The organism is Mycolicibacterium austroafricanum, assembly GCF_902705885.1.
Taxonomy (GTDB): Bacteria; Actinomycetota; Actinomycetes; order Mycobacteriales; family Mycobacteriaceae; genus Mycobacterium; species Mycobacterium vanbaalenii_A.
In genome coordinates this window covers 91,079-103,532 of record NZ_CACSIP010000009.1, presented here as the reverse complement: position 1 = coordinate 103,532, position 12,454 = coordinate 91,079, and the positions used below count along the sequence as shown (strand labels likewise).

10 protein-coding genes are annotated in these 12,454 nt (G+C 68.4%); 1 reads left to right on the top strand and 9 read right to left on the bottom strand.

Annotation, left to right across the window (positions count from 1 at the left end; genetic code table 11):
* Positions 1–2: 2 nt before the first annotated feature.
* The 8 genes from BEMPMBAN_RS07700 to BEMPMBAN_RS07665 form a co-directional block, all read right to left on the bottom strand.
* Positions 3–290: a WXG100 family type VII secretion target gene (locus BEMPMBAN_RS07700; protein ID WP_159229767.1), complete on the bottom strand. Its 288-nt coding sequence runs from the start codon at positions 288–290 to the stop codon at positions 3–5.
* Between the two features lie 32 nt (positions 291–322).
* Complete coding sequence (gene esxG / locus BEMPMBAN_RS07695; RefSeq protein WP_159229766.1) at positions 323–616, bottom strand: type VII secretion system protein EsxG; 294 nt, start codon at positions 614–616, stop codon at positions 323–325.
* Positions 613–2,190, bottom strand: coding sequence for a PPE family protein (locus BEMPMBAN_RS07690; RefSeq protein ID WP_159229765.1), 1,578 nt, complete (start codon positions 2,188–2,190; stop codon positions 613–615). The genes esxG and BEMPMBAN_RS07690 overlap by 4 nt, the downstream gene beginning before the upstream one ends.
* A gap of 50 nt (positions 2,191–2,240) precedes the next feature.
* Complete coding sequence (locus BEMPMBAN_RS07685; protein WP_159229764.1) at positions 2,241–2,549, bottom strand: PE family protein; 309 nt, start codon at positions 2,547–2,549, stop codon at positions 2,241–2,243.
* Positions 2,549–6,550 (bottom strand): type VII secretion protein EccCa, encoded by a 4,002-nt coding sequence (eccCa, locus tag BEMPMBAN_RS07680; protein ID WP_159229763.1) that lies wholly within the window; start codon positions 6,548–6,550, stop codon positions 2,549–2,551. The genes BEMPMBAN_RS07685 and eccCa overlap by 1 nt, the downstream gene beginning before the upstream one ends.
* Entirely contained in the window at positions 6,547–8,097 is a 1,551-nt protein-coding gene (eccB, locus tag BEMPMBAN_RS07675) for a type VII secretion protein EccB (RefSeq protein WP_159229762.1), read from the bottom strand. Before eccB ends, eccCa begins: the two co-directional genes overlap by 4 nt.
* Entirely contained in the window at positions 8,094–9,986 is a 1,893-nt protein-coding gene (gene eccA / locus BEMPMBAN_RS07670; protein WP_159229761.1) for a type VII secretion AAA-ATPase EccA, read from the bottom strand. Before eccA ends, eccB begins: the two co-directional genes overlap by 4 nt.
* 182 nt (positions 9,987–10,168) lie before the next feature.
* A complete protein-coding gene (locus tag BEMPMBAN_RS07665; RefSeq protein WP_159229760.1) occupies positions 10,169–11,074 on the bottom strand; it encodes an oxygenase MpaB family protein in 906 nt (301 codons plus the stop codon).
* Between the two features lie 90 nt (positions 11,075–11,164).
* Between BEMPMBAN_RS07665 and BEMPMBAN_RS07660 the strand changes: the two genes are divergently transcribed.
* Positions 11,165–11,785: a TetR/AcrR family transcriptional regulator gene (locus tag BEMPMBAN_RS07660; protein WP_159229759.1), complete on the top strand. Its 621-nt coding sequence runs from the start codon at positions 11,165–11,167 to the stop codon at positions 11,783–11,785.
* Positions 11,786–11,862: 77 nt separating this feature from the next.
* Here the strand turns inward: BEMPMBAN_RS07660 and BEMPMBAN_RS07655 are convergent, their stop codons facing one another.
* Complete coding sequence (locus BEMPMBAN_RS07655; RefSeq protein ID WP_159229758.1) at positions 11,863–12,450, bottom strand: VOC family protein; 588 nt, start codon at positions 12,448–12,450, stop codon at positions 11,863–11,865.
* Positions 12,451–12,454 lie beyond the last annotated feature (4 nt).

Genomic DNA, 12,454 nt, shown 5'->3' with positions numbered 1-12,454 from the left:
GGTCAGCCCCACTTGGCGCCTTCGGCCTGGTCACGCGCGGCCATCGAGGTGGTGTTCATCTCGTGGGTGCTCGCCATGGCACGGTAGGCGCGGACCAACTCCTCCAGGCTGGCGTTCCACTGGGCCTGCCAAGCTTGGTAGGTCATACCGGTGTCACCCTGCCAGGCGCCCTGCAGAGCGGCCTGCTCGCTGGCGATATCGGCACCTACCGCGTGCAACGCCCCTGCGTAGCTGGACATCTCACCTGCGTGGGCGATCATCGCCGGGTAGTTGTACATGATCTGCGACATCGAAGTTCCTTTCGTCTACCTGACAGAACCGGTCAGATGCCGGTGTAGTTGCTGGCGGCCGCGGCGTCCTCGGCGACGTACGAGCCTGCGGCATCGCCGATGTTGGCCTGCGCGATGTCGAGCAGGGCGTTGACCTTCGCCGACACCTCCACGAACCGGGCATGCGATGCCTGGAACGCGGCCGAGGATTCACCCATGTGGAAGGCCTGCGCCGACTGTGCCGCCTGCTCGGCCTGGGCGATGGTGCTTCTCATCAGCGCAGCCTTGGCGCCGAACGCGCTCTCCGAGGCGATGAGCTGTGGAATGTGAGCATCCAAGAGGCTCATGGGTTTTCCTTTCGGTTGTGGTGGTTGTGATCTTCTGCGTCGGACTCTTCCCCCGATGCCGGATCCCAGGTGCCGGGCAACATCGGGCTCTTGGGACCGCCGCCGAACGAGTCCCCCGCCAGGGTCGTCAGGCCGGTGGCCTCGGCAGCGTCCGCGGAGCCTTTGGGCACCGTGCCGGCGAAGCCCATGGTGCCGGCGCCCCGCGATGAAGCGCCGACGTCCGCCGCGGATGCCGGTGGGGCATCCTCATCGGGGTCGTCTTCGTAGTCCATGTAGGCATCGGCGTACCCGCGACCCTTGACGTCCTCCTTCTGCCGACGCCTGCGTTTGCGCCGTTCGGCCGCCGAGGCCGCCACCCCGGACGCCGCGGCGGGGATTGTGGCCGCAGGGGCTTTGGCCCCGGTCGAGTCACGGACGGTAGGCGAGAATCCCCCGCCGGGATCCCGCGCGGCGACCGCATAGGGGACCAGCGGCGCCGCGGCAGCCGCCGGAGCGCCCGCGGCCGGGGCGGAGCCCGCGCTGACCGTGTTCACCGGGGCCGCCGCGGTTCCGGTGGGCGCCGGGGCAACCCCCGCCGCCGGCAGCGGCTGCGGGTCGTTTCGGTTCGCCGGGGCCGATTGCGCCGGCGCCTGCTCCTCGGCGGGCGTGTCCGCCGGCTGCTCCGGAAGCCGGTTCAGCAGCTCCTGGGCGACCCCCGCGATGATGCCCAGGGTGATCGCCGCCAGCGGCAGCAGAAACAGCGACGGATACAGGATCGAGGCGCCCACCCAGGAGACCGCCTGGTACAGCACAGCGGCCAGGAACGGGCCCCAGGTCACCAGCGCGGCCGCCGGGTTGGTGAGGAAGTCGGTGATCAGCGCGAAGGTGTTGCCGATCGGATCCCGCAGGAAGTTGAAGATCGGCTCGAACAGGAACCGCAGGATGTCGCCGTAGACCCGGATGAGGTCGGCGATGATGTCGCCGATGTTCAGCGCCGAACCTGCCTCCGCGGCCTGCACCTGCGCTGCCGAGTTCATCACATCGGCTGCGGCCCTTCCGGCCTCACCGACACCGGGAATCAACACCAGTGGCGCCGGTGTGGAGGTCGGTGTCGAGGCCAGTGCCGCACCGGACACGGCCTGATACGCGCCCATCGTGGTGGCCGCCTGAATCCACATCCGGACGTAGTCGGCCTCGTTGAGCACGATCGGAATCGTGTTGACGCCAAGGAAGTTCGTCGCCACCAGCACCGCGTGGGTGGTGTGGTTGAGGGCCAGTTCCGGTAGCGTCGGCATGGTCGCCAGCGCAGACGTGTACGCCGCCGCCGCCGTCTCATGCTGCACGGCGGTGGCTGCACTGTTCGCGCTCTGCTGAGCCAGCCAGGCCAGATAGGGGGTGTGCGCGGCGACGTACTGCTCCGAGCTGGGGCCTTCCCAGGAGCCGCCCTGCACGGCACCGAGGACATTGGTGAGCTCCGCTGCCGCAGAGGCGTACTCGGTGCTCAGCGATTGCCATGCGCCGGCCGCGGCCAGCAGCGGCCCGGGCCCGGGGCCGCTGCTCAGCGCCGCCGAGTGCACCTCGGGCGGGAGCGCCATCCAGACGGGGGTTGTGGCCGGGGCGAGCGAAGCGACGGGGGATGTCATCTTCAGCCGCGGGCGATCAGGTAGGCCGACGCCGCCATCGCGTCTCCGGACGCGTAGCTGGCGGCAGATTCGCCGACGCCGATCCCGGAGCGGCCGAGTTCTTCGACGCCGTGGGCGGCCAGCGCCTGGTGTTGGGCGCCGTGGGCGCTGAACCCGGCCGCGGTCTGCAGTGACACCGGATCTGCTGCCGGCGGCACCACCGCACTCACCAACGGTGCGGCCGCGGCGTGTACGGCCGCCATCCGGGCGGTGAGTGCTTCGACGGCTGCGCCGGCGGCGGTCAGGCCTTCCGGTACTACTCGCAGGGTCATCAGCTGTGTTCCTCTCCTCTGTGTGCTCCTCCGGATCGGGCGGTCACCGACTGCCCGGCAAGGGGATTGACGAGTTGGACGAACGCCGGGGTGTCCCCGTCGTCGAGCAGCATGCCGCGGCCCACCGGCAACCTGGCGAACCGGTGTCCGCGGATCTTGCCGCTGTCCTGCGGGTTTCCCGACAACATCAGGGTGGTCGCCTGCAGGTCGTTGAGGCGCCGCAGCAACGGGGCGGTCATCACCGCGTGCGCCGAACCCGCAGCTCTGGCGGTGACGATGACACGCAGTCCCAGGTCGGAGGCCTGCGCCAGCAGGCCGATGAGTGGCGTCCAGGGCCGTTGTCCGACATAGGGTCCGCTGGCCGCAGGCCCGTCCGGGATCTGGTCGACGTCGTCGATGATCAGGTAGTGGATGTGGTTGCCGCTGCCGTTCTTGTACGACCACCCACGCAACTCCTGCGGGCTCATGTCCGCCGGTGGACGACGCTTCTCGATCAGTGCCGACAGGCCGAGCATGGCCGGGGTGATCCGGTCGATGTTGGGGGTGTACTCGTTGTCGGGGAAGATCGGTTCGTCCACCAGCTGCAGGCGACGGTCGATCACGGTGAACGCCACCTGATCGGGACGCGAGTTCTCCCGGATGGTGCGGATCAGGTGCCGCAACAGCGTGGTCTTGCCCGTCTTCGAATCGCCGAAGACCATCATCAGCGGGTTGTCGGCGAAGTTGACACTGACAGTGGCGAGGTCCTCTTCCCGCTGGCCGATGACCACCTGCTCGGGGGCCGGGTAGAGCGAGCCGAACGCCTCCGGGCCCAGGTTGGTCGGCAGCAGCCGCACCGGCAGGGCGCTCCGGCCGGGATGGCGGGCGTTGAGCGCGGGGATCGAATCCATTGCGGGACGGGCGAACAGGAAATGCTCGGCGGCCATCGTCAGGCCGCGGCCGGGCTGGTCGACGGGCACACCCTCGGCGGGGCGGCGAAGAGCGCCCACGACCCGCACGTTGCTGTCGCGGGCGTCGTGCAGCCGCAACTCCAGGCGCAGGCCCAGGCCGTCACGCATCGCCAGCGGAACCTCGAGCCAGTTCGGCGTGGTGATCACCACGTGGATGCCGTAGGACAGCCCCGCGTTGACGAGCTCGGTCACCTTGGCCAACAACGGGTTTCTGGTGTTGAAGGTGTCGGTGTTGTCCCGGCTGAAGGCGTAGAGGTTGTCGATGAGTAGGAACACCTCGCCGTAGCCGTCGCGGTAATCCGCATTGCGGGTATCCGCGCCGTGCTTCTGGCGGGCCCGCAGCAGCGCCTCGAGCTCACCGAACGTCCTCCGGATCCGCTCCGATTCCAGCGGTGAGGCGACGCTGCCCACGTGGGCCAGGTCCTCGAGGCCACGTAACTGTCCACCGCCGTAGTCGAGGCAGTAGAACGTGACGTCGCCGGGAGCGTGCAGCGCGGCCGCCGACAGCACGAAGGTCTGCAGCGCCGTGGACTTCCCCGATTTCGGGCCGCCGTGGATGACCACGTTGGACGCGGCCGAGGTGGCGTCGAAGACGAGGGGATCGCGCCGCATGTCGAAGGGCCGGTCGATCTCGCCGAGAGGCCAGCGCCGCTGTCCGGGACCGACACCCGCGCGCTCGAGGAGGCCGTCGAGCGGAATCGGCTCGTCCAGCGGCGGCAGCCAGAGCGCCGGGGCGTGCGGGCCGTAATGAGCCAGCTGATCACCGATTGTGGCGATCAGCTTGCGCGGAGGCAGGACCTCGACGTCGGCACCGTCGTCGACGATGACGGTGTCGGGCTCGGGATCGACCCACCCGGCGCTGAACAACTGCGGCTGCGGGATCGCATGCACGACGATCGACTTGTCCACCCGCGGCGGTTCGTAGATGCCGTCGACATAGGTGCTGCGGAACTTGATCGGCAACGCACCGGGCGCGGGCACCAGGAAGCCGACGCCCTTGTGGTCTCGACCCGACTCGATGTGGTAGGCGTCCTCGACCCCGATGATCTGGCGAGACACACTGGGGCTGGCGACCTTCAGGCCGATCCGGTAGGAGGTGTTCTTGTCGATGTCCTTGATCCGGCCCACGTCGAGGGTCTGCGAGGCGAACAGGATGTGGATGCGGAACGACCGCCCCTTGCGGGCCACATAGTCGAACAGGTCGGCGTATTCCGGGTGGTCGGCCAGCATGAGCGTGAACTCGTCGGCAACGACGAACAGCGTCGGCATCGGCGGCAGGTCGTGACCGTCGGCTTCTGCCCTCTCACGGGCAGCCTCGTACTCGGTGACCGAGTTGAACGCGCTGCCCTGCACCCGGCGGCCGGCCTCCTTGAGCAGCTGCTCACGCCGGGCCACCTCACCGCGCAGGGTGTCGGCGAATCTGTCGGCCAGCGACCGCTTTTCGGCCATGTTGGAGATCACGGCGACGACCTGGGGGAAGTGTCGGAAGATGTCCGCGCCCGCCTCGCCCTTGAAATCGGCGTAGATCACGATGAGCCGGTCGGCCGAATGGGTCGTCAACAGCGCCAGCAGGATCGACATCAGCGTCTGCGACTTGCCGGACCCGGTCATCCCGATCATCAGACCGTGCGGACCCATACCGCCCTCGGCCTCGTCCTTGAGATCGAAGTACAGCGGCTCACCCGTCGCCGTCACACCGATTGGGACCCTCAGCTCGTCATCGCGGTTGCGCGGCGCCCACAGCGCCGCGACGTCCAGGGCCGAGGCGTCGGGGATGCCGAGCAGCGTGGAGAACGTCGCACCGCCGGTGCTGGCCGACCTGCCGTGGCTGGGGTTGGAGTCCCACCGGGACAACCGGCGGGCGATATGCCTGGCATCCGATGGGGCCAACCCGTCGGCCGTGTCGATGAACGGGCTCCAGCCACCGTTCTGCCAGCGCCGGATCGCGCCGTCGGCGATTCGCAGGATGGGCCGCTCGGGATCCGAATACTGTTCGCGGTGCGGCTCTTTGGTCGTTCGGTGAATCACCGTCACACCGGTGAGTCCACGGCCGACGAGGTCGTCGACATCGGCACCGGAATCATCGCGGGGATCGTTGAGCACGACGAGCAGATGCTTGGTGTTGGCCGTACCGCCGATGTCGAACGGTTCGCGATCGGAGAGCGCGGGCGCAAGCAGCCTGCGCAGTGCCGAGACCTCGGTGTCCAGATACCGTGCCGGGCCGACACCGTCGACCTGACCGGGAACGTCGACGTGCGGCAGCCACTTGAGCCACGACCACTCGTCTCCTTCCAGATCGGCTCCGGCGAAAGCGATTCCCAGAACCGACGGGTCGTGCCACGTCATCGCCTGCGCGAGCCACGCGCGCAGCGCGGCGTCGACCTCACCGTCGTCACCGGTCACCGTCACCCGGGAGACCTTGGTCAGGTCGATGCCGGTCGGGGCGTCGTGCAGCGTGCGCTGGGTGTCGAGCAGTCCCCGCAAGGTGGTGTGGGAGACCGGCTCGAGGTCGATCTCGTCGGCGGTGTCCTTGACCCGCAGCGTGGCATCGAGGGCCTGATCGTGCAGACCGGCACGCAGCACCAGGAAGTCCGGGTCGCGCGGGTCACGCTCCCACTGTCTGCGGGTCCCCGGGATACTCGCCAGTGCAACGGGTTCCGGATGGGACCACAGCAGCGACGCACGTTGCTCGTTGGCGTGTGCGCGCACGTTGTCGCGCACCACCGAGAGGTAGCGGAGGTAGTCGGCCCGCTCTGCGTCGACCTCCTCGGTGCGCATCTTGTTGTCCGACCCGCGGTAGAGCGCGGTGGCTGCCAGCAGCAGCACGAACGGGAAGAACAGCATGGTGGGCGAGATCAACCGCATACCGGTGGCGACGAGGGCGACGATCATGCCCACGATGAGGATGACGATCAGGTAGGGCAGCGCCCGGCGCAGCAGCGAGGGCGGCACGACGCGCGGCAACTCCGGCGGTGGCTCGATGGTGATGGTGCCCTTGCGGGTGGCCGGTGGCGACACCCGTTTGCGGTGCTCGAAGATCAGCCTGCTCACGGGTTCTCCAAACGGGGGATGTCCAGTCGGGCCGGCGCCGGGTTGGGCGCCAGCGTGTCGTGGGCCAGCAGCGCGTCGGTACGCGATAACGTCGGGCCCGCGGCGAATTGCGACAGCACCGACCACGGAATGGGCAGCGGGGCGGAGGTCAGGCCGATCGCGGCGACGGTGTCGGCGCCTGCGGAGTCGCCGGAGTCCGCACCGGCGGCGATGCCGTAACGCACGCCGATGTCGCTGACCCAGAACAGCGCGCCACCGCTGTCGACGAAGTAGCCGGTGCCCGGCGTCAGCGCCACCCGGTCGGCCGGACCGCCGGGGGCCCCTGAGCTCACCAGGTCCACGGTGCGCAGTCCGTCACGGATCGGCAGTGTCGCCCCTGACAGCAGGCTCAGCGACGCCGCCTGGGCGCCTTCGGGTTTCGCCCAGGCCGCGCAGGTGACCGGATCGACGGTGGGGTCGACCAGGGTGACCGGCTGCGACGGGTAGGCGGTGGTGTCGACGGCCTGGGCGGTCGGGATCCGCGCGACGTCGTCAGCACCGAGGCGCGGGGGCTGGTCCAGTCCGTAGGAGTTGGTGTTGCGGATGATCGACGCCAGCACACCGGAGATCGGCTGCAGTCCGTCGGCGAGAACGAGGTAGTGCCGCAGGGTGTTGTCCGCCTCGTAGGAGACGACGACCGCACCCACCGGCGCGGCGACGGGCAACGGCACTGCCGCCGGTCCGCCGGCGCCGGGAATCACCGGGGAGATCAGCGGGGGAGCTTCCGGGAGCGCGTTGAAGAGCCCGGTCGCAATCGGCTGGACTCGGGCGCCACCGCCGCCGATGCCCAGCCCGTCGGTGACCGCGCGGTCGGCCAGGTCGACAGGACTGCGTTTGCCGTCCCACAACAGCCATGTTCTGCCGGCGTTCTCGGCGAGCACCGCGTGGTCCGCGGGAAGGTCGGCCGCACGCTCACCGCCAGTCTCCGGCTTTCCCGCGATCACGGTGGTACCGGTGGTGCCCACGGGGCCGGTGGCGGCATCGCACACGGTCCAGTACGCGTCACGAGTTGTGTTGGCCACCATGCGTTCCGGGGCGCCGGGAATGCCCAGCATGTTTCCCCGTGGGAACTGGTCGAGCTCGCTGCTCTTCACCAGCGCGGGGTTGTCGGCCTTTCCGGCGATCAGACGGGCCGAGGCCAGGTTCAGCACCGGGTGCAGCTGGTCTCCGAGCCGGACGTAGAGCGCCGCGGACTCGCGGTCGGCGAGCACGGAATCGTTCCCCGCGGCGCCGGACGGCCGGATGAACGAGAAGAGAAAGCAGCCGATCATGCCGGTCACCAGGATCAGGCCGCCGACGAGCACGGCGCGCGACTGGGTGCGCAACGGGTCGAGGAGCATCCGGGTGTCGTGCAGCGCAACCCCGGAAGCGATGCGGCGCATGACGAACCGCCAGCCGGTCACCTGATGGCGGGTGACGAATCCGCGCCGGTAACTGACCCCTTCGGGGTTCTCGTTGTTCGGGGTGCGCGAGCTGAAGGACCGCCGATCCCCGTTCGGTGCCGTCATCGCTGTTCCGGCTGACGCTGTTCCGGCTCACTCGATGGCACCGACAGACCGAGGCCACGCAGCTGCGGTGCGGCTGAATTGTTGACGTCGGTGGCGGTGATCGTCATCAGCTCGTCGTCGGTGAAATCATCGGCTTCGGCGGTCGAGCCGCCAGTGCGCGGTGTGTGGTCGAGCCGGTATTCGCGCTCCTCCTCCGAGCGTTCCACGAGGTTTCGGACGAATCGGCCGTTACCTGCGATGTCGAGGCTGCGGCGTTCCACGCCGTTGGCGTCCGGTGTCGAAGACTGCGCCAGGTGGGCGAACAGCCGCTCCATGTCGGCGCGCGCAGCCTCCTCGAAACGTGAGTCCCGCTTTTCGGCCATCCGGGTTGCGATTTCGACGAGCTCCTTCGGTGAGTACGACGGAAAGTCGATGCTGCGGGTGAACCGGGACCGCAGTCCCTCGTTGGCGTCCAGGAACGCATCAAGATCCTTGCGGTAGCCGGCGACGATGACCACCAACCGATCGCGGTCGTTCTCCATCCGGGCCAGCAGTGTGTCGATGGCCACCAGACCGAAGTCGTTTTTGGCGCCGGTGGACACCAGCGCGTACGCCTCGTCGAGGAACAACACGCCGTCGAGCGCGCTGTCGATGATGGCGTTGGTCTTGGCTTCGGTTTCGCCGATGTGCTGGCCGATCAGATCGGCGCGATGCACCTCCCGGACGGTTTCCTTCTTCAGAAGCCCCAGACCGCAGTAGATCTTGGCGACCACGCGGGCGATCGTGGTCTTGCCGGTCCCGGGGGGGCCGGCGAACACCAGGTGGTTGGTGCGCTGGGCGACGGCCAGACCGCGCTCCTGGCGCCTGATCGCCATCGCCACCGAGCTCTTCAGGCGGGCCACCTGATACTTGACCTCTTCGAGGCCGATGAACTCGGCCAGCTCGGCCTCGGCTTCGATCAGCAGATGGGCCTTGCGCTCCTTGGCGCCCGGGTCGACGAAGTCGGCCTCCCCCGGCTCGGTCTCCGGATTCCACGGGTCGGTCCGCGCCTCAATGCGTGCGGCGGTGGTGGTGACGATCCCGAACGAGGTGTCCGACAACGCTTCTTCGATGTGGGTGTTCTCGGGGTTGGCGGCGTAGAGCTCCTGCAGCAGCTCGTGGGCTTCCTCGTCCTCCCCCTGGGCCCGCAACGCCAGCGCCTTGGCGAACGCACCGTCGACGGCGGCGACGGAGATCGGGCCTTCGGGCCGCTCGAGATGGGACAGGGCCGGGGCGAACATGCCCAGCCGGGCCAGTGCGATTCCGAGGGTCACACGTGCCGCGTGCGCGTAGGTCTCATCGAGGGACTCGTCGGTGACCACCGGCGTCAGCAACCTGACCGCGTCTGACCACCGTCCGGCCCGGTAGTAGGTCGCCACCCGCACCCACCGTGCCGCCAGCCAGCCGGGTCGGCGGTCCAGGATTTCGCCCACCATTCGGTCGGCTGCGGCAAAGGATGCGGACCCGTCGGCCGCGTCACACAGCCGGACCGCGTAGGCCAGCGCAAAATCGTCGGGCGCGGTGGCGCGGAGCTGGAGGTACAGCCCGGTGTCATAGGCGAAGCCGAGTGCCCCCGGGGTGAGATCGAGCTGACGCTGCAGCACGCCCGCCGTCGCGGATGTTTGCCAGATGGCCTCGATCACCCCGGACGACACTTCTCCGGAAGCCGCCAGGCCCGTCCACGCGTCGCATTGATCGTTGGCGATCCGCGTCAGCCCGTCGAAACCGGAGCGGGCGGCGCCGAGATCGGCCGGACGCTGCCGGTCGTGCACGGATAACCCCAGTGCACGACAGCAGGTGGCGAACCGGCTGAGGACGTCGGGATCCACCCGGGGCGCCGCGGTCGCGAGCGTGTCACTTCCCATTTCCATGAACTGTTTCGCGAAAGCGCCGGCGCCTCGTCGAATCGACCGCGCGCCGGTCCCCCGCCATCTCCCTACGAGTGGTTATGTATGGCTAAGCTAACTTTTGCTGAAGTTAGCATTGCATAACCAAACTGTCGAGATGCACAGGTACCGGATCAGGGGTGAGCCGGGTCACCGGGGCCGGGTGCTCAGACCAGCGGGCGCCCGGTGCGGATGCGCCGGTCGACGTCCTTGAGCAGCAAGTTGAACGGGAACTCGCGGACGAACTTCGGCGACACGTTGTTGATGGTGCGCAGCACGGTGACCAGCCGGTCGAACTTGCGCTGACGCGCCGCGTCCCAGGGCAGTTGCATCTCGTCGCGGAAGCGCTGGGGCAAAAACCCCGTGGTGATGAGCAGTGCCAGATTCTCCGACCGGCGCCGCAGCGGTCCCGGCAGGCTCAGGCCCCGCAGCCGCGACACCGCGATCGGGTACAGATAGTCGCGAATCGCGTCGTCGATGTGCACCTGGTCCAGCGATTTCTGCCAGTACCTGTCGAATGCGGCCCGATCCGGCGGCCACATCTGCTCGGGCACCTGCAGCATCGTCGCCAACGCCCGGCCCTGTAGGTGGAGCCGGTCGGCGGTCTGCTCGTCCATCTCGCCGACGAACAGTCGGTGCACGTCGACGACGCCCTTGTACAGGCACGCCCCGACCCATAGCTGCAGGTCCTTGTCGAAGGCGTTGTACGTGACCGGAGACGACTCGGTGGAGACCACCTGGGCGTGCGCGCCGTTGACGGCGCGGCGGAACGCCGCCTTCTGTTCGTCGGTGCCGTTGGTGGACACCGCGAGGTAGGTGAACGTGGTGCGGGCCCGTTTGATCGGGTGCCGGTCGACCCGGCCGCTCTCGACCGGGCTCTCCATCACGCCGTACCCGACACCCGGGCGGGCGAGCTGCATGATGACGTTCGCGGGGCCGGCGAGCAGGCCCAGCCCCAGCATGCCGTCGTCGGTCCGCCGGAACCGGGACTTTCGCGGGGCGGTCGTCGCGACATCGGCCACCGGGCGCTCGACGTGCGGCACAGCTGCTGCGATCGATTCCTCCACAGTCATCGACGGCTCCTCTCCACTTCGGCGCCCAATTGTGCGAACGCCTGTTTCCTGATATTGCTCTCACGCGTGGCCGGGTGTCAATATGGACAGATGCCCCAGGTACGTCCGTACCGCGGCGTGGACGCCACGCAACGGATCGCAGAGCGTAGGCGCCGGTTGCTGGAAGCAGGGTTGGACCTGCTCGGCAGCCGGACCACTCCCAGCGACCTGACGGTGCGGGCGATCTGCTCACAATCCGGCCTGGCGGCGCGTTATTTCTACGAGAGCTTCGACGACAAGGACGTGTTCGTCGGCGCCATCTTCGACTGGGTGGTCGCCGACATCGCCGCGACCACCCAGGCGGCGGTGGCGGCCGCGCCGGCACGGGAGCAGACCCGCGCAGGTATCGCCAACATCGTGCGGGTCATCGCCGACGACGTCCGGGTGGGTCGATTGCTGTTCAGCGCCCACCTCGCCAACCCGGTCGTGGTGCGCAAGCGCGCCGAGTCCGGGGCGCTGTTCGCGTTGTTGTCGGGCCAGCACGCCGGGGTGGCGCTGCAACTCGAGCACAACGACCGGATCAAAGCGGCGTCGCACTTCGTGGTGGGCGGTGTCGCGCAGACGCTGAGCGCCTGGCTGGCCGGCGCCGTCGCCTTCAGCCCCGCTCAACTGACAGACCAGCTGGCGGCGCTGATCGACCAACTCGGCGATCCCGCCCTGTACCGCGACTGAACAACCCCCGCCGGAACGGTATTCCAGCAGGGAAAACCCGAGTGAGCGTCTGCTGGAATACCGTTCCGGCGGGAGGCTCAGCGTGCGGCGGGTACTCGGCGGTCGGCCGCCGTCCTCGGTGTGGCCGCCGCGTCGGCCTCGGTGAATTCCTTCGTCCAACAGGCGAACTCGAGTGTGATGCCATCCGGGTCCAGGAAGTAGAACGACCTCACGTACACCCCGGGATGCACGGTCGCCGACACCTGGGCGGCACTCTGGTCGTGGTTGAGCACCGGGCCGACGCGCACTCCCTTGGCCTTGAGGCGCTGCCGGTACTCGTCGAACTTCTCCGCAGGCACGTGGAACGCGAGATGGTTCATCGTGCTCACCGCGCTGACGATGTCCCCGATCCCGGGGATGGCCTCCGGCGAGGAGATACCGGGCACCCGGTCCGGCGCGTCGGCGAACCAGAAGAACGCCACACAGTCACCGTTGCCGGCGTCGAAGAAGAAGTGCTGGCCCATGCCGCCCGGCAGATCCAGCGACTTGACCAAGGGCATACCCAGCACGTTCGAGTAGAAGTCCACAGTTTTGGCCATGTCGGAGCACACCAGCGCAACGTGGTTGATGCCGCCCAGTTCGAATTCGGTGTTGGTTTTCCCGCCAACATTGTGCGGCTTGATCACGATC

Coding starts and splice junctions, on each gene's coding strand:
- BEMPMBAN_RS07700 (WP_159229767.1), bottom strand. CDS start 290: ATGTCGCAGATCATGTACAACTACCCGGCGATGATCGCCCACGCAGGT.
- esxG (WP_159229766.1), bottom strand. CDS start 616: ATGAGCCTCTTGGATGCTCACATTCCACAGCTCATCGCCTCGGAGAGC.
- BEMPMBAN_RS07690 (WP_159229765.1), bottom strand. CDS start 2,190: ATGGCGCTCCCGCCCGAGGTGCACTCGGCGGCGCTGAGCAGCGGCCCC.
- BEMPMBAN_RS07685 (WP_159229764.1), bottom strand. CDS start 2,549: ATGACCCTGCGAGTAGTACCGGAAGGCCTGACCGCCGCCGGCGCAGCC.
- eccB (WP_159229762.1), bottom strand. CDS start 8,097: ATGACGGCACCGAACGGGGATCGGCGGTCCTTCAGCTCGCGCACCCCG.
- eccA (WP_159229761.1), bottom strand. CDS start 9,986: ATGGAAATGGGAAGTGACACGCTCGCGACCGCGGCGCCCCGGGTGGAT.
- BEMPMBAN_RS07665 (WP_159229760.1), bottom strand. CDS start 11,074: ATGACTGTGGAGGAATCGATCGCAGCAGCTGTGCCGCACGTCGAGCGC.
- BEMPMBAN_RS07660 (WP_159229759.1), top strand. CDS start 11,165: ATGCCCCAGGTACGTCCGTACCGCGGCGTGGACGCCACGCAACGGATC.